The organism is Bacillus sp. LJBV19, assembly GCF_017797845.1.
Taxonomy (GTDB): domain Bacteria; phylum Bacillota; class Bacilli; order Bacillales; family Bacillaceae; genus Bacillus; species Bacillus velezensis.
In genome coordinates this window covers 3,297,343-3,320,817 of record NZ_CP072563.1, presented here as the reverse complement: position 1 = coordinate 3,320,817, position 23,475 = coordinate 3,297,343, and the positions used below count along the sequence as shown (strand labels likewise).

Here is a 23,475-nt window from a genome sequence, read left to right as displayed (position 1 = left end):
TTTTTTATGCTTGAAACAGGATGCGGCGTTTTGCTGCATCGGGATCACTTTCGACAGCTGTATCCGTGTTGAGAAGCAAAGTATCGCGTGAATCGGTTTCATATTCAGGCCAATTGAAGTGAGAGGTGTTCGGGTTTCCGGTTTTTGCAAAAGCGAGCCATGCGGATTGGATTTGTTTGGAAAGCTGTTCTGCGTCATCACCGAGCGGTTCTTGCAGCGTCTTTCTCAAAGAATCAAAGTTTCCGAACACAAACGGCAATTCCAGAGCGTGAACGGCTTTATGAAACGGCGGTGTTTCGCCATGCCAATCAAAGCGGTACATCCAGACCGGTGCGTGCTGCGACTGTCCTTGTGCGAAAGCGACAGCCGGCCGCCAGAAAATCAGATCCGTCATCATATCGATTTGTCCCTTTAATGAATGCGGATATAAATCTGCCGCTTGTTCGGTGCAGTTCTCTCCGAGGTGATAATGCAAATAATCTTGCTGCTTTTTCTCGGAATGAATATCTGTATCAGGGGTGAAAAACAAATATGCTTCATCACGATTGGTTCCGATGATCATAGGTATGCCTTCTGCGGCCCCGTCTGCTATGGCTTTCACCGGTTCCGCAGGCAATGTGGCCGGATCGATGGCGGGCTGAAACAAAAGCTGAAAAATGTTTTGATCTAGTGAGCGCCGCACTTTATCCGCAGTCTTAAGCAGGTCATTAACGGAAAGCTCCTGCAATTGATCAGTGCCGGCTTCATGAATAAAAGCAGCCGCGATGTCTTTTGCCATGTCCGCCGGGATCGTATGGGAGGCGCCGCTTTCTAAAATGGCTTTATGAAACAGGCCTTTTGCGTCAGGCATTGCCATAAGGGAGGCGATGCTCATGCCGCCTGCCGATTCACCAAATATCGTGACGTTATCCGGGTCTCCTCCGAATTCGGAGATATTGTCCTTCACCCAGCGCAGCGCGGCGATCTGATCGAGCAGCCCAATATTGGAGGAATACGCGTCATGAATAGAAGACAAATGTAAAAAGCCTAACGGTCCGAGCCTGTAATTGAGTGTCACTACAATGACATCTCCGTCAGCGGCAAGAGCAGATCCGTCGTAAAGCGGTTCGCTTCCGGCACCTAAATAAAATGCCCCGCCGTGTATCCATACCATGACAGGCTTTTTTTCGCCCTCTGAATCGGGGGCGAAAACATTGAGGTAAAGGCAATCTTCAGATTGAGCCGGTATATCTCCGGAAAACGATATAGACAGCATATCATCCGGCTGCGGACAAATCGGTCCGAACGAGTCGGCATGTTTTACGCCGTCCCAAGGTGCGGGCGGCTCCGGCGCTTTAAATCTGAGCTCTCCGACGGGCGGCTTCGCGTACGGTATGCCCTTCCATGTGCGGACGCCGCGGCCGGCAGTTCCTTTCAGTGCGCCGCAGCGGGTTTGAACGGTAAGTTTTGTCATCATTTCATCCCCTTTTTTCTTTTCATTATAAACAGAGATGAAGACATGAAGCGAATAAAAGCCTTTTCATCAGCATATCATTAGTAACGCTTCCGTTCTAAAAATGATCTGACTTCCTGAACGGACAAGCCGAGTTCTTTGGCTTCCTGCATCAGCGCTTTCCATTCCTCAATGTTGGATTCAGTCAGTTTTCTGTTGCGGTAGGGTGCGGGCTCCGGGCGTTTTTCAGTCAGTTTGTTCGTAAAGGTGAACAGTTCTTCTTTCGGCATGCCTGACTGCACGGCCTGTACAAGGTGGATGCGCCACTCATCTTCCGTGTCTCCCATGTGATGCAGCATCGTTTCGGCATCAAAAAGCTCCGTCAGATCGACCTGCAGGGTGGCGGATACTTTTTTCAGAAATTGGATGGACGGATTTGAGTGAACCCCCCGTTCTATCTTGCTTAAATAAGATTTAGAGACACCTGCTTCAACTGCTAGCTGATTAATAGAGTAGCCTTTTCTTCTGCGGTATAAACGAATTATTCTTCCAATCATTGTGCTGAATTCTCCCCTGTATACTGGCATTTTTTTGTTCATTATAAGAAATTTTTCGTTCTTTATAAAATTTAAAATTATAAGGTAAGTGCAGTAAATAAGAGGAAAATCATGATAATGTTCTCTAAAAAGAACTAAATGGCTTAATTTGAAATTTTCAAATTTCGACCTTTTCTTTTATAATCCAATCATTAACAGAAGGGGGCGTTTAAGCCTGATGCAATAAGGATGAGGCTGTAATTACATGAATGAGAATATGAGTTTTAAAGAATTATTTGACATTATTAAACACAGACTTTTACTGATTTTTATCATGACAGCAGTTGTAACGCTGGTGACGGGATACATCCAATTCCGGGTGATTTCGCCCGTTTATCAGTCATCGACCCAAGTGCTCATTCATGAAACAAGCGGTGAAAAAAATTCGAATCTCAGCGACGTTCAGCTGAATCTTCATTACAACAATACGTTTCAAACGATAATGAAAAGCCCGGTAGTGCTTGAGAAAGTGAAACAGACGCTGCATCTTTCTGAGACGGCATCCGCTTTAAAAGCAAAGATCACGACAAGCAGCGAAACCGATTCAGAGATCATTACCGTAGCGGTGCAGGACGAGAACCCGAAACAGGCCGCCGCTATAGCGAACACGCTGATGAAGACATTTAAAAAAGAAGTCCGTGACAGGATGAATATAAAAGGCGTCATTGTTTTGTCTGAGGCAAAAGCATCGGAAAGCCCGATGGTCAAGCCTTCGCGCATCCGGAATATCATGATGGCGTTCGGTGCGGCTCTCATGGCGGGTGTGACGCTTGCGTTTTTTCTCCATTTTCTTGATGAAACCGTTAAAAGCGAGCGGCAGCTCAGCGAAAAAACAGACTTGCCTGTTTTAGGGGTTGTGTATGACATCAAAAATCAGCAGACACGGTCTGATGAAAAACATTTCGGGGAGTGAGGCGTTTGGGATTCAGAAAAAAGAAATCAAGAAGGGGACTGGCTCAAATATCCGTTTTACATCACAAATCATTGGTGGCTGAACAATACCGCACCATTCGGACAAATATTGAGTTCTCCTCTGTTCAGACCCATTTGCGCTCTATTCTCGTCACTTCTTCCGTTCCGGGAGAAGGAAAATCATTCAGCGCCGCCAACCTTGCCGCGGTATTTGCGCAGCAGGAAAAAAAGGTGCTGCTCGTCGATGCGGATTTACGAAAACCGACGATACACGAGACCTATCAGCTTGAAAATGTACAAGGCCTTACGAATGTGTTAGTCGGAAACGCTTCCCTCGGCGAAACGGTGCAAAAAACGCTGATTGATAACCTTTACGTCTTAACGAGCGGGCCGACGCCGCCGAATCCGGCTGAGCTTTTATCTTCAAAGGCGATGGGAGAGCTGATTCAGGAGATGTACAGCCGGTACAGTCTGGTTATTTTCGATTCACCTCCGCTTTTGGCTGTGGCGGACGGACAGATTTTAGCGAACCAGACAGATGGAAGCGTTCTCGTCGTCTTGAGCGGAAAAACGAAAATGGATACCGTCCAAAAGGCGAGAGACGCGCTCCAGCAGTCAAAGGCAAAGCTTTTGGGGGCGCTGCTGAATAAAAAGAAAATCAAAAAAACGGAGCACTACTCGTATTGAGCGGTGCAGGTGATGTCTCCTTACCTTTATCAACGGAGGCACTCGGCTCTGCTGTGGGCGGCGTTTTTCGCTGCCTTAGATGCTGGTCGTCGGTGGCGGGGTGTGAGGACGGGTTAAATGCCCAATTTTATCTTAAGATGATGCATTGTTATCGGCTTAGCTGTTATGTCTGTTTTTTTACGAAAACCGTATCAGCTAAACCGATAAATGAGGAGGGGAAAGATTGACTTACCGGAGAAGACTTTCAATGATTTTTGCATTGGATACGTATCTCGTTTTACTTTCCGTTGTTATAGGATATCAATTTTTTGAGGATTCTTATCACTTTTATGACTCCGGAGCGTTGCTGCTGACTGCCGTGAGCATGCTGATCAGCCATCATGTATGCGCTTTTATGTTTCACCAGTATAAGCAGGTATGGACGTACACGGGAATAGGCGAGCTGCTTGATCTGCTGAAGGGGATCACGCTGTCCGCAGCTGTGACAGCCGCCGTCCAATACGGGGTGTTCCACACGATTTTGTTCCGGCTGTTGGCCGTCAGCTGGATGGTTCAGCTATTGTTCATCGGAGGAAGCCGGATGATTTCACGGGTGCTGAAAGAAACGATCGGCAGGAAGCAAAATGACTCTTCCCGGGCGCTGATCATCGGCGCAGGTGCGGGGGGGACGCTGCTCGTCCGTCAGCTTACCCAGAAAAACGATCTCGGAATCATGCCTGTGGCTTTTATTGATGATGATCAGACGAAGCATAAGCTCGAAATCATGGGCCTGCCCGTCATCGGCGGAAAAGAAAGCATTATGCCGGCGGTGCAGAGGCTGAGAATTCACCATATTATCATCGCCATTCCGTCTCTTTGCACCCATGAGCTTCAGACGTTATACAAAGAATGTGTGCAGACGGGCGCCCATATTAAAATCATGCCGCAATTTGATGAGATCCTGCTCGGAACGCAGGCTGCCGGACACATCAGGGATGTAAAAGCCGAAGATCTGCTCGGCAGAAAGCCGGTCACCCTTGATACGAGCAAAATTTCTGACAGCATCAAGGGAAAAACGATTCTGGTCACGGGCGCCGGCGGCTCAATCGGTTCTGAGATCTGCCGCCAGATCAGCGCGTTTCTTCCGCGGGAAATCGTCCTTCTCGGCCACGGGGAGAACAGCATTCATTCCGTACATACCGAGCTGTCCGCACGCTTCGGCAAAGAGGTGCTCTTTCACGCGGAGATCGCCGATATTCAGGACAGAGATAAAATCTTTACTTTGATGAAAAAATACGAGCCGCACGTCGTCTATCATGCGGCTGCCCATAAACATGTGCCGTTAATGGAACATAATCCGGAAGAAGCCGTTAAAAACAACATCATCGGCACGAAAAATGTCGCCGAAGCCGCCGACATGTGCGGAACGGAAACATTCGTGCTGATTTCTTCTGACAAAGCGGTCAATCCGGCCAATGTCATGGGCGCGACGAAACGGTTTGCGGAAATGGTCATCATGAACCTCGGAAAGATCAGCCGCACCAAATTCGCCGCCGTCCGTTTCGGAAATGTGCTTGGAAGCCGCGGCAGCGTCATTCCGATTTTCAAAAAGCAGATTGAAAAAGGCGGACCCGTCACCGTCACGCACCCGGCGATGACAAGATATTTTATGACGATTCCCGAAGCGTCAAGACTCGTCATTCAGGCGGGGGCGCTTGCAAAAGGGCGGCAGATTTTCGTTCTGGATATGGGAGAACCCGTCAAAATTGTCGATCTGGCAAAAAACCTGATTCATTTATCAGGCTATACGACAGAACAGATTCCCATCGAATTCTCCGGCATCCGTCCGGGAGAAAAGATGTATGAAGAATTGCTGAATCATAATGAAGTACATACGGAGCAGATTTTTCCGAAAATCCATATCGGGAAAGCGGTGGACGGGAATTGGGCCGTGCTCATCCGTTTTATGGAGGAATTCAGCCGTCTGCCTGAAGAAGAGCTGAGAAAAAGGCTGTTTGAGGCGATCGAATCAGTACATGAAGAAGCGGCCGCAGGCGTGTGATGGGAGGACAGAAAGATGACGAAAAAAGTATTATTCTGCGCCACAGTCGATTATCATTTTAAAGCCTTTCATCTTCCGTATTTTCAATGGTTTCAGGATATGGGCTGGGAGGTGCACGTCGCGGCAGGCGGCAACATGAATCTTCCGTTCGTTGATGAAAAGTTTTCCATTCCGATCCGGCGCTCGCCGTTTCATCCCGAAAATCTTTCTGTTTACAGGCGTCTGAAACGGCTCATTCAGGACAACGGCTACGACATGATTCACTGTCATACGCCGGTCGGCGGCGTGCTTGCACGCCTTGCGGCGAGACAAGCGCGCCAAAAAGGGACAAAGGTGCTGTACACCGCGCACGGCTTTCACTTCTGCGACGGAGCGCCTCTGAAAAACTGGCTTCTTTATTACCCGATCGAAAAATTTCTTTCTTCTTATACGGATTGTCTGATTACGATTAATGAAGAGGATTACGAACGGGCCAAGCAAATGAAAAAAACAGATTGCGGCGCGAAAAAAATACACGGCATCGGGGTGAATACAGACAGGTTTCGCCCTGTGAGCCGGGAAGAGTGTGAACGTCTGAGAGAAAAACACGGCTTCGGCGCCGGGGAATTTATTCTCGTATACCCCGCTGAATTAAACGGCAATAAAAACCAGGGACTTCTCATTGAGACTGCGGCACTGCTGAAGAACCGCATCCCGGAGCTGAAACTCGTATTTGCCGGAGAAGGCGCGATGGAAGAGCCGTACAGAAAAAAGGCTGAATCACTCGGTGTATCCGACATGGTGCGGTTTTACGGTTTTTGCCGCGATATTCATGAACTGATTCAGCTTGCTGATCTGTCTGTCGCCTCAAGCATCCGCGAAGGACTCGGCATGAATCTGCTTGAAGGAATGGCTGCCGAAAAGCCCGCCGTTGCCGCGGACAACAGGGGGCACCGCGAGATCATCGAAGACGGTGTGAACGGTTTTCTCGTGCCGGCCGGGGACAGCGCGGCGTTTGCCGATCGGATTGAAAAGCTGTACCGCTCCCCGGGGCTGCGAAAAGCAATGGGGCAAGAAGGGCGCAGGACGGCGGAATGTTTTTCAGAAACACGTACGGTAAAGGAAATGGCGCACATTTACGCCGGTTATATGGATAAAAAGGAGAAAAGCGTATGAATGCAGGAGCACAACCGAAAATTTCCGTCATCATGGGAATTTATAATTGCGAAGAGACTTTAGCGGAGAGTATTGAATCCATCCTGAGCCAATCGTATAAGAATTGGGAACTGATCATGTGTGATGACGCGTCAACTGACGGAACGTATCAGATTGCGCGCCGTTACGCGGATCATTACGGCGACCGGATCACGCTGATTCAAAATAAGGCAAATCAACGGCTTGCCGCTTCGCTTAACCGCTGTCTGACATACGCAACGGGGGATTATATCGCCAGGCAGGACGGTGATGACATCTCCAACCCGAGGAGACTGGAAAAACAGGCCGCTTTCTTAAAAAAGCACGCCCACTATCAAGTCGTAGGCACGGGGATGCTCGTATTTGACGAATTCGGTGTAAGGGGCGCCCGCCTTTTGCCGCCCGTGCCGAAACCGGGAATTATGGCGAAAGGCACACCGTTCTGCCACGGCACCATTATGATGCGGGCTGAAGCGTACAAAGCGCTTGGCGGCTACCGGTCAGTCAGGCGGACGCGGCGGATGGAGGATATCGATTTGTGGCTGCGCTTTTTTGAAGCGGGTTTCCGGGGGTACAATCTCCAAGAAACGCTGTATAAAGTAAGAGAAGACAGTGATGCGTTTAAAAGGAGATCGTTTACGTATTCCATTGATAATGCGGTGCTCGTTTTTCAGGCGTGCAGACGGCTGAAGCTGCCGCTTTCCCATTACGCGTATATCGCAAAACCGCTCATCCGCGCCATTACGCCGCCCGCGGTCATGAACCGTTATCATAAAAACAGGGACATCCGCCAAAAAGAAGGGCTTGCCGAACATGACTGACAAACCGATACGGGTGCTGCACATCTTCAGCGGGATGAACAGGGGCGGCGCAGAAACGATGATGATGAATTTGTACCGGAAGATGGACAGAACGAAGGTGCAGTTTGATTTTTTAACCCATAGGAACGATCCGTGCGCTTATGATGAGGAAATTCTCGCTCTCGGCGGACGGCTTTTTTATGTGCCGAGCATCGGCAGCACAAACCCAGTTACATTTGTAAAACAGGTCAAGCGGGTGATTCAGGAAAAAGGCCCGTTTGCCGCCGTGCACGCCCATACCGATTTTCAGTCGGGATTCATCGCGCTTGCCGCTCGTTTAGCCGGCGTCCCGGTGCGGATCTGCCATTCGCACAGTACGTCGTGGCGGGGGCGGGCGTCGCGGCTTGCCGGGATGCAGCTGTTTGTTTTCAGACGGCTGATTACGGCAAACGCCACGGCACTGTGCGCCTGCGGAAAAGACGCGGGCCGTTTCTTATTCGGGAAAGAAAAAGACGTGCATCTTTTGCCGAACGGCATTGATCTCGACTTATTTGCCGGCGGGTGCGCGGACACAGAAACTGAAAAAAGGAAGCGGGGCATTGCAGGCGGCTGTTTGGTGATCGGCCATATCGGCCGCTTTACAGAAGAAAAAAACCACGAATTTCTGCTCCGGCTGGCCGCTGATATGAAAGAGCGGGGCATCGGTTTACAGCTGATTCTCGCCGGAGACGGTCCGCTTCGCACCGACATGGAAAATCTGGCGGCGAAGCTGGGGCTTGATGATGATGTGCGTTTTATCGGCATAGAAGACCGCGTTCATGCCCTGCTGAAAACGCTGGATGTATTTGTCATGCCGTCTCTTTATGAAGGGCTGCCTGTCACGCTCGTTGAAGCGCAGGCCTCCGGGGTGCCGTGCGTGATATCAGACGGCATAACGGAAGAAGCCGATGCCGGGCTCGGGCTGGTCAAAAGGCTCAGCCTTAAAGAACCGCCCCGACAATGGGCAACAGCGGTTTTACGGGCAGCAGAGGCGGCAAAGCCTGACGGGGCGCGCATTAAAGAAACCCTCAGACGGCAGGGATATGACGCGGGAGAAAATGCGGGGGCTGTTATGAAGCTTTACAATATGAATTGGAAAAAGGAACAGTAACGAATGATTGTATACGTAGTCAATATGGGAATTGTGTATATTTGGTCATGGTTCGCGAAAATGTGCGGCGGGCGTGATCAATCGCTTTCGACCGGATACCGGCCGAATCAGCTCGTCATGATCGTTCCGCTGCTATCGCTCGTATTGGTCTCCGGTTTGCGCTACAGAGTCGGGACGGATTTTCAGACGTACGCGCTGATGTACAAGCTGGCGGGAAATTACGGCAGCATTTGGGAGATCTTCGGGTTCGGAGCGAAAAAAGCAGCCGTTGATCCTGGGTTTACGGCTCTCATCTGGCTCATGAATTTTATCACGAAAGATCCGCAAATCATGTATTTCACCGTGGCGGTCGTGACGTGCAGCTTTATTTTAAAGGGGCTCGTTGAGTTCGGCCGTCCGTTTGAGCTGAGTGTGTTTTTGTTTTTGGGCACGTATCACTATTACGCTTCCTTTAACGGGATCAGGCAGTATATGGTGGCGGCCGTTTTGTTTTGGGCCGTCCGCTACGTGATCAGCGGAAGCTGGAAGCGTTATATGTCAATCGTGCTGCTGTGTTCGCTTTTTCATTCCTCAGCGCTGATTATGATTCCGGTTTATTTTCTCGTCAGAAAAAGAGCCTGGTCGCCCGCGATTTTCGGACTGTCGGCATTGTTTCTTCTTATGACGTTTCTGTATCAGAAGTTCATTTCGCTGTTTGTCGTCGTGCTGGAAAACAGCTCGTACGGCCATTATGAGAAATGGCTGATGACCAATACGAACGGGATGAACGTCGTAAAAATCGCGGTGCTGCTTCTGCCGCTGTTTTTGGCTTTCTGCTATCGGGAGCGGCTGCGGAAGTTCTGGCCCGACATTGATGTCATCGTGAATTTCTGTCTGCTCGGCCTGCTCTTCGGTCTTTTGGCGACAAAGGATGTTATTTTTGCCCGGTTTAATATATATTTCGGCCTGTACCAAATGATCCTGATCCCTTATTTTGTGAGGATTTTTGATGAAAAATCAAATGCGCTGATTTATATCGCCATTATTGTCTGTTATTTTCTTTACAGTTACTTGCTTATGCCGGTCGATTCGTCTGTGCTTCCGTACAGAACGATTTTTTCCCGGTAATGGACACTGGAGGTTTATATGGAAACACCCGCGGTCAGTTTATTAATTGCTGTGTATAATACGGAAACTTATTTAGAAAGATGCTTAGATTCATTGCTCAATCAGTCGCTCGCCAATATCGAAATCGTGGCCGTTAATGACGGGTCAACGGATCAAAGCCCGGCGATTCTTGAAACCTATCAGAAGCGGGATGAGAGAATCAGGGTCATTCATCAGCAAAACCGGGGGCTCGGCGCGGTCCGCAACAGGGGAATCGAGGCGGCGCGCGGCGAATTTATCGCTTTTATTGATGCGGACGACTGGGTTGAACCTGATTATTGCCTCAGCATGTATGAAAAAGCGAAGGCTGATCAGGCGGATCTCGTGATTTGCGAATATGCGGCCGAATTTGCGGATACGGGGAAAACCGCCGTTTCAACGATCGCTTCAGCGTACGCGGGCCTCCCGAAACAACGGTACCTGAAAGATTTATTTGAAGGAAGAGTCAGCGGTTTTTCATGGAACAAGCTGTACAAAAGAACGATGATCGAGCATCATCAGCTGCGCTTTCCGCTTCGTGATGAGCTGGAGCACGTGGAGGATCAGTACTTCAGCCTCAGGGCGCATGTTTTCGCAGGTGCGGTCTCGTACGTGGATCAGCCGCTCTATCATTATCGGATTCACTTGACTTCCATTGTGCAAAGCTATCAGAAAAAGCTGTTTGACTCAGGTCTCGTTCTCTATCGGCTGAACGAGGCTTTTTTGCGTGAAAACGGCTGCTTACAGGAATACCGGCAGGAGCTGGATTTTTTCATCGTTCAGCACGGAACAGTCTGCCTGCTGAATGAATGGAAGCGGAATAACGGCGGCCGGTTTTCTGAGAAATGGAAGAATATCAGCCGGATATGCGCTGATCCCGTGTTCCGCCTGAGCCTTTCCAAAATAGGAACGGCACCGTTTGACGCCAAACGCTCATGCCTTCTGCTTTTGGCGAAGCTGAAGCTGATTCCGTTCGTGTCGCTGGCATCAGCCGCATATCAGCGGGCAATCGAGTACAAAATGAAAATCAGAGGGTGAAGACATGTCGATACAATCTTTAAAAATCAATCTCGCGGAATGGCTGTTGCTAAAGGTCAAATACCCGTCCCAATTTCATTTCGGAACGGCAGCGGATGGGGCGGGGCTTACAGCGGCAAGAAAAAAGATCATTCTGACGCTGCTCCCGTCCCACGATAATCTCGGCGATCACGCCATCGCCTACGCAAGCAAAACGTTTCTTGAACGGGAGTATCCCGATTTTGACATTGTCGAGGTGGATATGAAGGATATATACAGATCGGCAAAAGCGCTGATCAAAAAGCGCCACCCCGATGATATGGTATTCATCATCGGCGGCGGGAACATGGGGGATTTGTACCGGTATGAGGAATGGACGCGCCGCTTTATTATCAAAACATTCCGGGAATATCGGATCGTTCAGCTTCCGGCGACGGCTCACTTTTCTGAATCAAAAAAGGGACGGAAGGAACTGAAGCGCGCCCGAAAAGTGTACAATGCGCATCCCGACCTTTTGTTAATGGCGAGAGATGAGACGACGTATCAATGGATGAAGCGTCATTTTCCCGGAAAAACAGTGCTCAAACAGCCTGACATGGTCTTATATTTGGATAAAAGCGAGCGGCACATCCCGCGGGAAGGGATCTACCTCTGTTTACGGGAGGATAAGGAGAGTGCGCTGACGGCTGAGGACAGAACGATGGTAAAAGAAGCTTTGGCAAAAGAGTACGGAGAGCTGCATTCCTTTACCACGACGGTCGGCCGGAGGGTCAGCCGCCATACACGTGAAAAGGAGCTGGAAGCACTTTGGAATACGCTGAAAGGCGCGGAAGCCGTCGTCACTGACAGGCTTCACGGGATGATTTTTTGTGCGCTGACGAAAACGCCTTGTGTCGTCATTCGTTCGTTTGATCATAAGGTAATGGAAGGCTATCAATGGCTGAAAAACATACCGAACATGACATTGCTTGAACGTCCCGACCCTGAAGCCGTAACGTCCGCCGTAAACCGGCTGCTCAGCGCAAAGCATGAGGAAGGCGGTTCTTTGCGCAGTGTTTATTTTGCCGGGCTGCGCTCGAAAATCAGCGGTGATGCCCGATGACCGCGCCGCTTGTGAGCGTGATCGTGCCGATGTATAAGACAGAGCCTTTTATTAAAGAATGCGCGGTTTCTTTAACAAAACAGACGCTGAGAGACATCGAAATCATTTTCGTCAATGACGGTTCACCGGATCAGTCAGGCCGGATTGCCGAACAATTCGCCGCAGAAGATGCGAGAATCCGGGTGATTCATAAAGAAAACGGAGGCCTCAGCTCGGCCCGCAATGCCGGAATAAAAGCCGCCCGCGGCCGTTATATCGGTTTTGCGGACGGCGATGACTATGTGACGGAAACGATGTTCGAGCGGCTTTATGAAGAAGCAGAGAAGAACCGGCTGGATATCGCCGGATGCGGCTATTATAAGGAAACGCCGTCTAAGAAAAGAACATATATGCCGCCGTCCATTCCGCCGGGCCGCGTCTTCACAGCGGATGAAATGACTGCATTGCTGACACGTGCGCACGAACATCGGTTTATTTGGTATGTGTGGCGCTATATATACCGGCGAGAAGCATTGCAAGGACTGTTGTTCCATGAAGATATCCGGTTTGCCGAGGACTCTCCGTTTAACTTGGCAGCGTTCCGCCAAGCCGCGCGTGTCAAAGTGATAGACGAAGGGCTGTATATCTACCGGGAAAATCCGCAAAGTCTTACAGAAACACCGTTTAAGCCCCACTTAGATCAAGAACTGCAAAAGCAATATGCAGCGAAAATGGCTTTTTATGAGGAAAACGGGCTGACGGACGCCTGCCGGAGCGATATTGATACATATTTGTGCAAGCATCAGATTCCGATGCTGATCGCCAACGCATGCGCCGCCCCGCAGCCGTCACATCAGATTACGGCGCATATCGGCAGAATCTTAACGTATGACATGGTAAAAACGGCGGTGCGCAGGACGCCGTGCCGCCATAAACAGCTGCTGGCGGGGGAGCGCGTGGTGCTCGGCCTGTGCAAAATGCGCCTTCCTCTTCTTCTGCATGCGTTTTTCGAACGGAAATCGAAAGAGAAAGGCAGTGCGGAAGGAGCATGAAATTTGCCATTAATTTCGGCGCCAATGTGACGGCGTTTTTACTATCGGTGTTTTTATCAGTGTGGATGACGCCCTTTATTGTGAAAACATTAGGTGTGGAGGCTTTTGGGTTTGTCCATCTGACACAGAATATCATTAACTATTTCTCTATTATTACCGTTGCGCTGAGCTCTGTCGTTGTGAGGTTTTTCTCCGTCGCCGCCCACAGGGGGAACAGGGACGAGGCCAATGCGTATGTAAGCAATTATTTAGCCGCGTCTGTCGTGATATCTCTATTGCTCGCTGTGCCGCTCGCCGGGACGGCTTTTTTTATTGACAAGATTATGAATGTACCGGCCGGGCTCTTAACGGATGTGAGGCTCTCTATCGTGATCGGCAGCGTGCTGTTTATGCTGACGTTTTTTATGGCGGGGTTCGCGACGGGGCCGTTTTTTGCCAACAAGCTTTATATCACAAGTTCCATTCAGGCCGTGCAAATGCTGGTCAGGGTGCTGTGTGTGCTCGCTCTGTTTACGTGCCTGCCTCCGAAAATCTGGCAGATCCAGCTTTCGGCATTAGCGGGAGCTGTCTGTGCGGCCGTGCTGACTTTTTTCTTCTTTAAGAAATTGATTCCTTGGTTTTCTTTCAGCCGTAAAACCTTGTCATTACAGACGAGCAAAGTGCTGTTTTCGGCCGGTGCCTGGAGTTCTGTCAACCAGATCGGCGTGCTGCTGTTTCTGCAGATTGACCTCATGACGGCCAACCTCGTGCTGGGGCCGTCTGAAGCGGGTGTCTATGCGGCGATTATTCAATTCCCGCTCCTGCTCAGAAGTCTTGCCGGGACGCTTGCTTCACTGTTTGCGCCGGTTTTGACTTCCTACTATTCAAAAGGCGATATGGAAGGCCTCCTGTCTTACGCCAATAAGGCCGTGCGGCTGAACGGGCTTCTGCTCGCGCTTCCCGCCGCATTATTAGGAGGGCTCGCCGAACCGTTTCTGGCGATTTGGCTGGGCCCGTCGTTTGTGCAGACGGCGCCGCTTTTATACATTCACGCCGGGTACTTGGCGGTCAGTCTCTCTGTCATGCCGCTTTTTTACGTATGGACGGCTTTTAATAAACAAAAAACGCCCGCCGTCGTTACTTTATGTTTAGGCGGACTGAATGTCATATTGGCCGTGGTTCTCAGCGGGCCGGCACATCTCGGGCTGTACGGCATCACCATCGCCGGTGCAGTCTCGCTCATTTTGAAAAATGCCGTCTTCACGCCGCTGTATGTTTCGCATATTACCGGTTTTCAGAAAACCGCGTTTTACAAAGGCATGTTCGGCCCGTTGGCGGCGGCCGTATTTGCCTGGGCTGTCTGCCGGGGTATCCGGCTGTTTTCACCGCTTGACAGCTGGGCCGGCCTGATCGCTACGGGGCTTGCCGTATGCATGAGCTATGCCGCATTCGCTTTTTTCTTCATTTGTACGAAAGAAGAAAGGCGGCTTGCTTTACAGAAATGCCGAAAAGTGAAAGGAGCTGTTCAGATTTGAAGGCGAAACGTGTATTTGATATAGCGGCCGCGGTGTTGTTATTGTGCGGCGCAAGCGTCATCCTTCTCTTCGCCATGGCCGCCGTCAGATGCGCCATCGGGTCTCCGGTATTGTTCAAACAGACGAGACCGGGGCATAACGGGCGTCCGTTTACGTTGTATAAACTCAGGACGATGACGGATGCGCGTGATGAAAACGGTGTACTGCTTCCGGATCATCTCCGTCTGACCAAAACGGGAAGGCTGATCAGAAAATTGAGCATCGATGAGCTTCCCCAGCTTTTTAATGTGCTCAAAGGAGATATCAGTCTTGTCGGCCCCCGGCCTCTGCTGATGGATTATCTGCCGCTTTACACGGCGGAGCAGGCGCGGCGGCACGAGGTGAAGCCGGGGATTACGGGCTGGGCGCAGATTAACGGGAGAAACGCGATTTCATGGGAGGAAAAATTCAAGCTCGACGTGTGGTACGTCGACAACCGCACATTTCTTCTCGACTTAAAGATTCTGCTTTTAACAGTGAAAAAAGTTCTCGTGTCAGAAGGCATACACCAAGCCGGCCATGTGACGGCAAAGCGCTTCACAGGCAGCGGAGATATGTCATCGTGAAAAAGATCGTGCTGATCGGAAACGGCGCACACGGAAAAGTCGTGAAGGAAATCGTGCAGGCCCGTTCCGATATGGAGCTTGCGGGCATATTGGATGACGGATTCAGCGGTTTTGCCGTTCGGAACGGTTTATATACGGGCCGGACGAAAGACGTGCCCATGCTTCGGAAACTCGTCCCCGAGGCCGTATTCACGATATGCATCGGCCGCAACCGCGTCAGAAAGCAGTTCGCTGAAACGCTTGGGCTTGAAGATGACGATTATGCCGCACTCATTCACCCCGGGGCGATCGTCAGTGAAACGGCTTCCGTCGGACACGGAACGGTTGTGATGGCGGGCGCCGTCATTCAGGCGGGCGCTGACATCGGCGCCCATTGCATCATCAATACGGGCGCGGTTGCCGATCATGACAATGCAATCGGAGATTACGTCCATCTTTCACCGCGCGCGGCGCTTGCCGGCGGAGTGAAAGTCGGGGAAGGAACGCACATCGGAATCGGCGCGTCCGTCATACCGCAGATTGACATCGGCCCTTGGTCCGTTATCGGCGCGGGGGCTGCGGTCATCAGCCGAATTCCCGGCCATGTGACGGCGGTCGGCGTTCCGGCCCGCGTCATCTCCCCTATCCATAATGAAAAAGGATGATTTCATGCAAACAAACAAACGGATTTATTTGTCTCCGCCTCATATGAGCGGAAAAGAACAGGAATACATCGCAGAAGCCTTCCGATCCAATTGGATTGCCCCGCTCGGTCCGCTCGTCAATTCGTTTGAAGCGCGGCTCGCGGAATATGCGGGAGTGAAAAGCGCGGCGGCCGTAAGCTCGGGAACGGCGGCCATCCATCTTGCCCTGCGGCTTGCGGGTGTGAAAAAAGGAGACGCTGTATTTTGTCCTTCCTTTACGTTTGTCGCCACGGCGAATCCGATTGTGTATGAGCAGGCTGAGCCCGTTTTTATTGATTCGGAATGGGAGACGTGGAATATGTCGCCCGATGCGCTTGAGCGGGCGCTGCGGGATGCAAAGCGGCGCGGCAGAATCCCGAAAGCGGTGATCGCCGTCAATCTTTACGGCCAAAGCGCGAAAATGGATGAATTAACGAGCCTTTGTGACGCATACGGCGTCTGTCTGATTGAAGACGCTGCCGAGTCCTTAGGATCAACATATAAAGGCAGGCAGAGCGGCACGTTCGGCCGTTTCGGCATTTATTCCTTTAACGGCAACAAAATCATTACAACATCGGGAGGCGGCATGCTCGTGTCTGACGATGAAGCCGCGATTGAAAAAGCGAGGTTTCTTGCGTCTCAGGCGAGAGATGCCGCCGTTCATTACCAGCACAGCGAGCTCGGTTATAACTACAGGCTCAGCAACATTCTCGCGGGCGTGGGGATATCGCAGCTGGAAGTGCTCGAAGATCGCGTCCGGGCGAGGAGAGAAATCTTTCACAGGTATCGGGAAGCGCTGGAAACGTATCCGGGCATCCGCATGATGCCGGAGCTTGAAGGAACGGTTTCAAACCGCTGGCTGACGGCTCTGACGCTTGATAACGGCGTGACGCCGGAAGAAGCCGTCGCCTGTCTTGCGGAACAGAATATTGAGGCCCGGCCGCTGTGGAAACCGCTGCATACGCAGCCGCTTTTCTCATCTTCCGTCTTTTATCCTCACAGCGAACATGAGCGTGTCTCTGAGAACCTTTTCAGCCGGGGCATCTGTCTGCCATCCGGGTCTGACCTGTCTTCTGAGGAGCAGCAGCGTGTCATTGACGCACTTGCGCAACTGTTTGAAACGAAAGGGGAGAAAACATGGACAGCCGCCATGTTATGAGCCGATTAAAAGAGACGCTGACAGGTCTGCTCAGCGTTATACCGCCGCAATCTGACATCATATATGCCGACTATCCCCTCTACGGAAATGTAGGGGATTTATTGATTATGAAAGGGACGGAGGCATTTTTTAAAGCACACGGCATCCGCGTCAGACAGCGCTGGAATCCCGACAATTTTCCATTCGGGCGCCGAGCGGACAAAAAGACGATCATCGTCTGTCAGGGTGGCGGAAATTTCGGGGATCTCTATCCGTACTATCAGACGTTCAGGGAAAAAATCGTCAAATCCTTCCCGGAAAACAGGATCGTCATCTTGCCGCAATCCATCTATTATCAGGATGAGACACGGCTTGGGAAGACATCGGCGCTTTTTGCGGGGCACAAGGATCTCCACCTGTTTACGAGGGATCATGTGTCATACGAGACCGCGAAACGCTTTTTTTCGGCGAATCATATCGGGCTTATGCCTGATATGGCCCATCAGCTGTATCCGATCGCGGCGTCAGCGGCTCCGTCACGCGGCAGGCTTCATTTTATCCGCACGGATGGGGAAATCAATCCGAAGCTGCAAAACAATCCTTCCGTTAAAAGCTGCGACTGGCAGGATGTGCTGTCAGCAAGCGACCGCAGGGGAATCGCTTTTTTCCAAACACTGAATGTTTTGAATAAAAAAGCGGGAAACCCGCTGCCGATTGCGCGGTTTTGGAAACGCTATTCCGATTTCTTGACGAAAAAAGCGGTTCTGTTTTTCAGCAGGTACGAATCGGTGGAAACGTCAAGGCTTCACGGCCACATCCTGTCCTCGCTTCTCGGGAAACCGAATACCGTCATTGATAATTCATACGGGAAAAACGCCAACTATTATCACACCTGGATGCACGAAGCGCCGGACGTCCGTCTGATCGGGGAAACCGCCGGCACGAAGGAAAACCTTCCGCTTTGAATGAGCGGAAGGTTTATTTTGTTTCTCCGCGTTTTACTTTGTTGTACGCCTCATCCAAATGCTGAATTCTTTTGAGCACAACCGAGTTTTTCGTCAGCTGATCCTGAACAAGGGTTGAGACGACGGAGCGGTAATAGCTGTTCATCGCATGAATTCGGTCTTCATTCGGATTCATTTCAATGTGCTGTGTAAAGTTTTCAATAAAATAAGGAACAGAAAAAAGTTCTGACATCTATAAAGCAACTCCTTTTAATAAGTATATACGGTATGAAACCAATCATGTACAATGAAAAAAGGGGAGTGAGCATGATGGATATCAAACTTCAGCAAACACAAATGTTAAAGCCTCAATTAACGCAAGAGCTTAAACAGGCTATCACATTACTCGGATACAATTCCGCGGAACTGGCCGGATATATTGATGAGCTCTCACTGGAAAACCCTCTGATTGAACGAAAGGAAACAGACACGCCGCCACTATCTTACCATAAAACAAATAAAAACAGGATGAAAGAACGGGACGGAAGCCAGCAGATCAGACTTACCCGCAAAACGCTGCAGGATTCGCTCAAACAGCAAGCCTTAGATATGAAGCTGTCCGATGATGAGAAAAAGATTTTCAATTATCTGATACATTCATTGGATTCAAACGGATATTTAAAAGAGGACATACCAGCTGCCGCCGACCATGTATCCGCTTCACAAGAGGAGACGGAAGCGGTTCTGAAAAAGCTTCAATCCCTTGAGCCCGCGGGAATCGGCGCCCGGTCTTTGCAGGAATGCATCCTTCTTCAGCTCCGCCGTCTTCCCGAGCGGAACGAACAGGCGGAATGGATTGCCGACGCCTATTTTGAGCTATTTGCAAGAAAGAACTGGAAAGCGCTTACGCTGAAAACGGGCATTCCGCTTAAAGACATTCAGGACATCGCTGACATGATCAGCGCGCTTGATCCGAGGCCGGGGCTCCGTTATGCGCATGAGGAGCCGGGTTTTTACGTGGAACCGGATATTTTCATCACGGTGAAAAACGGCATCATTCAAGCGCGGCTCAACAGCCGTTCGTTTCCTGACATCCAGCTTCATGCCCATTATCAGCCGCTCTTGTCAGCTGCCGGGTGCCGTGACACGAAAAATTATCTGTCGGCAAAATATCAGGAATGGCGCTGGCTGTACCGGGCTTTGTCACAAAGAAAACAAACGATCACGAGAATTATCGGCGTCCTGACTGAACGGCAGGAATCCTTTTTTCTCACAGGAAAAAGCGGAATGCAGCCGCTGACCTTAAGAGAGGTGGCGGAAACGCTGGAGCTCCACGAATCAACGATCAGCCGGGCCATCAAAGGGAAGTACGTTCAGACGCCGTACGGACTGTATGAAATGAAAACATTTTTCTCGGCAAAAGCTGAATCATCGGGGGACGGCGGCGCCTCCAATTATGCCGTGAAAGCGCATCTGGAGGCATTGGTCCATAAAGAAGATAAAAAGAAACCTTTTTCAGACCAAAAGCTTGCCGATCTGCTGCATGAACAATATGACATCCGAATCTCAAGGCGCACCGTCGCCAAATACCGTGACCAATTAAATATTCCGCCGTCATCGGCGAGAAAACGGTACAGCTGAAACCTCCCCGAGCCAAACCCCGGGGAGGTTCTCCGTGTTACGGGATCATCCATGAAAACAGATGATGCTGTAAAAATGTAATAAGACAGACGAGCAGAAGCAAAAACAGACTGTGCTTAATCGTAAAACGGAAAAGGTCGGCTTCCTTGCCCGCCAGACCGACAGCGGCACAGGCAACCGCAATGGATTGCGGAGAAATCATTTTTCCGGTGACACCGCCCGATGAATTGGCAGCGACGGAGAGAACCGGGTCCATTCCGACAGAGAGCGCCGTCACCTTTTGTAATCCGCCGAACAATAGGTTGGCCGACGTATCAGAGCCGGTAATAAATACGCCGAGCCAGCCGAGCACCGGCGAAAAAAAGGTAAACATCGCGCCCGTCATGGCAAGCGCAAGACCGAGTGTCGTGCTCATGCCGGAAGCATTCGTCACATAAGCAAAGCCGACAACAGAAACAATGGTGACGACCGGAAGCGTTAACTCTTTCACCGTCTCTATAAACGCTTCGCCCCATGTCTTCCACGACATGCCGAGGGCGAACTTGGAGATGACGGCGGCAATCAGAATCGCCGTTCCCGCTGAACCGAAAAGCTCAAGTTTGTACACGGCTTCAATCGGCGTGCCGTCCGCCTGAAGAATCTGCTGATTTACAAATGGTACGGGAGGCGTGAAGGTCAATGCACGCCCGGCTGCATTCAGCCAGGAAAGCCACATTGACGTTCCTTCGTAATGACCGGTTAAGGCAGCCTTCACGCCGGGAATCCCCCAGACGGATATCATGGCTGTCAGAAGAAGGAAAGGAGACCACGCTTTAAACACCGCGGCGCCCCCGTACTTGATCGGCGCCCGGTCAGCGGCCGCTGCTGATTCCCGTTCTGCCGCGAAACGAAAGGCCGTTTTCGGTTTCCAAAATTTCAAAAACACAGCGAGCGCGGCCATGGAAACAAGCGCCGACAGCACATCCGGCAGCTCAGGCCCTAAAAAATTCGAGCTTGCGTACTGCACGGCCGCAAAGGAGACGCCGGAAACAAGAATGGCCGGCCATATCTCAAAAGCCTTTTTAAACCCGCTCATCAAAATGATTAAGTAAAGCGGAATAAAGACGGATAAAAACGGAAGCTGCCGGCCGACCATTTGAGAAATTTCCATTGCCGGTATCCCGGTCGGACCTTCGACAGCGGTAATCGGAATGCCGATCGCGCCGAAGGCAACGGGCGCCGTATTGGCAATCAGGCAAATCCCCGCCGCATACAGCGGCTGAAAACCAAGTCCGACGAGCAAAGCGGCCGAGATCGCGACGGGAGCGCCGAAACCGGCGGCGCCTTCTAAAAACGCCCCGAATGAAAAGGCGATGAGCAGCGCCTGCAAACGCCGATCATCTGTAATTGAGAGCACCGAACTCCGGATAATCTCAAACTGTCCCGTTTTCACGGTGATTTTATACAGAAAGACCGATGTGACGATAATCCAGCCGATCGGAAGCAGCCCGTACACCGCTCCCTGAGAAGCGGACATCACCGCTTTTTCCGCCGGCATGCCGTAAACAAATACAGCGATTAAAAGTGAAACGGCTAACGTGAAAAGCCCCGCGATGTACCCCTTCATCCGTTTCACCGCAAGCGCCCAAAAAAAGAAGATAATCGGCACGAGCGCGCAAGCTGCCGATAAAAGCAAATTTCCCCCTAAAGGAGCGTACCCCTGTGTCCATTGCATCCCTAAAAAACCCCTCCTTATGTCATGTAAGCGATTACTTTTTATGATAAGGTCATCTGATGACCGGGTTAATTAGCATTATATTTTGAAAGTTTTGAAAGTACAATACTTTTCTTGAACAAATTGTCTGAACCTGTCGGCGGCACAAAAAAAGAAGTATAATAGACGATAAACATCAAGATTCACAAGTGACGGGGTGATCGCGTTGAAATATAAACAAATTAAAACGAAAAAAATCTACGAGGAAGTCGCTGACGCATTGCTGGAGAAGATAAAAGCGGGCGAGCTTAAGCCGGGTGAAAAGCTTGATTCCGTTCAGGCGCTTTCTGAGAGTTTTCAGGTCAGCCGCTCGGCAGTCAGAGAAGCGCTGTCGGCTTTGAAAGCGATGGGGCTCGTCGACATGAAGCAGGGAGAAGGCACATACATAAGAGAATTTGAGCCGTCTCATGTTTCCCAGCCGCTTTCTTCCGCCCTCTTGATGAAAAAAGAGGACGTCAAACAGCTGCTCGAAGTCAGAAAGCTGCTTGAACTCGGCGTCGCCGCCATGGCCGCTGAAAAACGCACCGAAGACGATTTACAAAAAATCCGCCAGGCTCTCCTGGAGATGAAAGGCATTGACGGAGACGAAGAATTGGGCGAAAAAGCGGATTTCTCCTTTCACATGGCGCTGGCGGAAGCATCACAAAACGGGCTGCTCAAGCATCTCATGAATCATGTCTCCGCGCTCCTTTTGGAAACAATGAGAGAAACGAGAAAAATTTGGCTGTTTTCTAAACGAACGAGCGTGCAGCGATTGTATGAAGAGCATGAACGCATTTACAGCGCCGTCGCCGCCAAAGACGCGGATGAAGCGGAAGCGGCGATGACGGCGCATCTGACGAATGTGGAAGAAGTGCTGGGGGCTTATTTTGAAGAAAATGTATAGAAGCTGACTTGTGAAAGGGGATAACATCACATGCAGGCCGAATCTTTTTTTTCTGACCATGTAAAGAAAGCTCTGACAAACGATCCTCCCGGGGAATGGATGCCGGCAGTTCCGAAAGCGTGCATCCCCCTGCATTCCGGCTATCCCGATCCCGCACTCGTTCCTGATAAGGAGCTGAAAGAAGCCGCCGCCCGCCTTCTGGATGAGGAGCGCGATCTGCCGCTGCATTATATGGGAAGCCCGAGGACGGCCGTTTTAAAAAAGCAGATTCAAGAACGGTTAGCCACCCGCGGCATTCACTGTCGGGACGATGAGCTGCTCGTGACGTCAGGCGCCTGTCAGGCGATAGATCTGGCAGCCCGGGTTTTCCTCGATGAACAAACCGCCGCTGCCGTTGAAGCTCCGGTCTATATGGAAGCGCTCGAGATTTTTAAAAATTACACACCGCATATCATGAGCATTCCGACAGATCAAGAGGGCCTGCAAACAGAAACATTAGCGTTCATGCTTGAGGAAAGAAAACGAAAAGGGCTTCTGATTCCCCGTCTTCTCTACACGATACCCGCTTTTCAGAATCCTGCGGGAACCGTAATGTCAGCGAAGCGGAGAACCCGCCTGCTTCAGCTTGCCGAAGCGTATGATTTTCTCATCTTGGAGGATGATGCATACGGTGAGCTCGGATTCACCGATATTCCGCCGCCTTTGAAAGCCATGGATCAAAACGGCCGGGTGCTGTACGCCGGTTCATTATCAAAAGTCATCGCCCCGGGTATGAGGATCGGCTGGATTGCAGGGGACGCCGCATTCATCACGGCATTGTCATGGTTAAAAAAAGACTTAGGCCACCCGTTTTCCCAAGCGGTGACCGCCGTCTATCTGGAACAAACGAATGTGGAAGAACGGCTCGCCGCCTTGCGGGAAGCATATCGAAGCAAACGTGACGTTTTGCTCGCCGCAATAGCGCGATATCTTCCGGAATCCGCATCCTGGCACGTGCCTAAAGGCGGTTACTTTGTATGGGTGAAAGCGCCTGGAGCGGATACGTCCGCACTGCTGGCGCAGGCTCTTTCTCACGGCGTTTCCTATGTCCCCGGAAAATATTTTTTTCTGCATCAGGAAGACGGTGCGGAATATCTTCGCCTGTCGTTCAGTTATGCCGGTAAAGCCGCGATAAAAGAGGGTGTGCAAAAACTGGGACGCCTGCTGGAAAACGGGATGTAGAGCAGCATGAGGAGCTTTCGGGCTTCTCTTTTTTTGTCCCCTTCA

General features: G+C 50.7%; 22 protein-coding genes. 18 read left to right on the top strand and 4 right to left on the bottom strand.

Translation table 11 applies throughout. The features are described from left to right. Nucleotides 1-4 precede the first annotated feature (4 nt). Entirely contained in the window at nt 5-1,453 is a 1,449-nt protein-coding gene (locus J6600_RS16170; protein WP_032863899.1) for a carboxylesterase/lipase family protein, read from the bottom strand. Nucleotides 1,454-1,533: 80 nt separating this feature from the next. Continuing rightward, on the bottom strand, nt 1,534-1,989 hold the full coding sequence (slrR, locus tag J6600_RS16165; protein WP_007407395.1) for an HTH-type transcriptional regulator SlrR: 456 nt from the start codon (nt 1,987-1,989) through the stop codon (nt 1,534-1,536). Nucleotides 1,990-2,233: 244 nt separating this feature from the next. Between slrR and J6600_RS16160 the strand changes: the two genes are divergently transcribed. The 15 genes from J6600_RS16160 (at nt 2,234) to J6600_RS16090 (ending at nt 17,950) form a co-directional block, all read left to right on the top strand. Further along, complete coding sequence (locus J6600_RS16160) at nt 2,234-2,941, top strand: YveK family protein (protein WP_007613932.1); 708 nt, start codon at nt 2,234-2,236, stop codon at nt 2,939-2,941. A 5-nt stretch (nt 2,942-2,946) separates the two neighbouring features. Further along, the gene (locus J6600_RS16155) at nt 2,947-3,627 is read left to right on the top strand and encodes a protein tyrosine kinase EpsB (protein ID WP_007407393.1); all 681 of its coding nucleotides are present in this window, start codon (nt 2,947-2,949) and stop codon (nt 3,625-3,627) included. 223 nt (nt 3,628-3,850) lie between these two features. After that, nucleotides 3,851-5,668, top strand: coding sequence for a polysaccharide biosynthesis protein (locus J6600_RS16150; RefSeq protein WP_021495233.1), 1,818 nt, complete (start codon nt 3,851-3,853; stop codon nt 5,666-5,668). A 15-nt stretch (nt 5,669-5,683) separates the two neighbouring features. Continuing rightward, nucleotides 5,684-6,823, top strand: coding sequence for a glycosyltransferase family 4 protein (locus tag J6600_RS16145; protein WP_209387614.1), 1,140 nt, complete (start codon nt 5,684-5,686; stop codon nt 6,821-6,823). Beyond that, a complete protein-coding gene (gene epsE, locus J6600_RS16140) occupies nt 6,820-7,662 on the top strand; it encodes a glycosyltransferase EpsE (protein WP_209387613.1) in 843 nt (280 codons plus the stop codon). The genes J6600_RS16145 and epsE overlap by 4 nt, the downstream gene beginning before the upstream one ends. Next, entirely contained in the window at nt 7,655-8,791 is a 1,137-nt protein-coding gene (locus J6600_RS16135) for a glycosyltransferase family 1 protein (RefSeq protein WP_209387612.1), read from the top strand. The genes epsE and J6600_RS16135 overlap by 8 nt, the downstream gene beginning before the upstream one ends. A gap of 3 nt (nt 8,792-8,794) precedes the next feature. Then, nucleotides 8,795-9,898, top strand: a complete 1,104-nt coding sequence (locus J6600_RS16130; protein ID WP_174747328.1) for a biofilm exopolysaccharide biosynthesis protein EpsG — start codon at nt 8,795-8,797, stop codon at nt 9,896-9,898. Nucleotides 9,899-9,916: 18 nt separating this feature from the next. Beyond that, nucleotides 9,917-10,954 carry a glycosyltransferase family 2 protein gene (locus J6600_RS16125; RefSeq protein WP_209387611.1) on the top strand — a complete coding sequence of 346 codons (1,038 nt, stop codon included), beginning with the start codon at nt 9,917-9,919 and terminating at the stop codon, nt 10,952-10,954. 4 nt (nt 10,955-10,958) lie between these two features. Next, nucleotides 10,959-12,035 (top strand): polysaccharide pyruvyl transferase family protein, encoded by a 1,077-nt coding sequence (locus J6600_RS16120; protein ID WP_209387610.1) that lies wholly within the window; start codon nt 10,959-10,961, stop codon nt 12,033-12,035. Then, nucleotides 12,032-13,066 carry a glycosyltransferase gene (locus J6600_RS16115; RefSeq protein ID WP_209387609.1) on the top strand — a complete coding sequence of 345 codons (1,035 nt, stop codon included), beginning with the start codon at nt 12,032-12,034 and terminating at the stop codon, nt 13,064-13,066. Before J6600_RS16120 ends, J6600_RS16115 begins: the two co-directional genes overlap by 4 nt. Continuing rightward, a complete protein-coding gene (locus J6600_RS16110; RefSeq protein WP_209387608.1) occupies nt 13,063-14,580 on the top strand; it encodes an MATE family efflux transporter in 1,518 nt (505 codons plus the stop codon). The genes J6600_RS16115 and J6600_RS16110 overlap by 4 nt, the downstream gene beginning before the upstream one ends. Next, nucleotides 14,577-15,185 (top strand): sugar transferase, encoded by a 609-nt coding sequence (locus J6600_RS16105; protein WP_007407383.1) that lies wholly within the window; start codon nt 14,577-14,579, stop codon nt 15,183-15,185. The genes J6600_RS16110 and J6600_RS16105 overlap by 4 nt, the downstream gene beginning before the upstream one ends. Continuing rightward, nucleotides 15,182-15,829: an acetyltransferase gene (locus tag J6600_RS16100; protein WP_209387607.1), complete on the top strand. Its 648-nt coding sequence runs from the start codon at nt 15,182-15,184 to the stop codon at nt 15,827-15,829. The genes J6600_RS16105 and J6600_RS16100 overlap by 4 nt, the downstream gene beginning before the upstream one ends. A 4-nt stretch (nt 15,830-15,833) precedes the next feature. Then, nucleotides 15,834-17,006 (top strand): aminotransferase class I/II-fold pyridoxal phosphate-dependent enzyme, encoded by a 1,173-nt coding sequence (locus J6600_RS16095; RefSeq protein WP_022553816.1) that lies wholly within the window; start codon nt 15,834-15,836, stop codon nt 17,004-17,006. Then, nucleotides 16,985-17,950, top strand: a complete 966-nt coding sequence (locus tag J6600_RS16090) for a polysaccharide pyruvyl transferase family protein (RefSeq protein ID WP_209387606.1) — start codon at nt 16,985-16,987, stop codon at nt 17,948-17,950. The genes J6600_RS16095 and J6600_RS16090 overlap by 22 nt, the downstream gene beginning before the upstream one ends. A 13-nt stretch (nt 17,951-17,963) precedes the next feature. On the opposite strand, the gene yvfG is transcribed toward J6600_RS16090, so the two are convergent. After that, nucleotides 17,964-18,182 carry a protein YvfG gene (gene yvfG / locus J6600_RS16085; RefSeq protein ID WP_003151570.1) on the bottom strand — a complete coding sequence of 73 codons (219 nt, stop codon included), beginning with the start codon at nt 18,180-18,182 and terminating at the stop codon, nt 17,964-17,966. Between the two features lie 77 nt (nt 18,183-18,259). On the opposite strand from yvfG, the gene rpoN reads away from it, so the two are divergent. Continuing rightward, nucleotides 18,260-19,570, top strand: a complete 1,311-nt coding sequence (gene rpoN, locus J6600_RS16080; protein ID WP_245207618.1) for an RNA polymerase factor sigma-54 — start codon at nt 18,260-18,262, stop codon at nt 19,568-19,570. Nucleotides 19,571-19,607: 37 nt separating this feature from the next. On the opposite strand, the gene lutP is transcribed toward rpoN, so the two are convergent. Continuing rightward, the gene (gene lutP, locus J6600_RS16075) at nt 19,608-21,284 is read right to left on the bottom strand and encodes an L-lactate permease LutP (protein ID WP_021495226.1); all 1,677 of its coding nucleotides are present in this window, start codon (nt 21,282-21,284) and stop codon (nt 19,608-19,610) included. Nucleotides 21,285-21,489: 205 nt separating this feature from the next. On the opposite strand from lutP, the gene lutR reads away from it, so the two are divergent. Beyond that, nucleotides 21,490-22,209, top strand: a complete 720-nt coding sequence (gene lutR / locus J6600_RS16070; RefSeq protein WP_014418922.1) for an L-lactate utilization/bacilysin biosynthesis transcriptional regulator LutR — start codon at nt 21,490-21,492, stop codon at nt 22,207-22,209. Between the two features lie 30 nt (nt 22,210-22,239). After that, nucleotides 22,240-23,430, top strand: coding sequence for an aminotransferase-like domain-containing protein (locus J6600_RS16065; protein ID WP_209387604.1), 1,191 nt, complete (start codon nt 22,240-22,242; stop codon nt 23,428-23,430). Nucleotides 23,431-23,475: the final 45 nt, after the last annotated feature.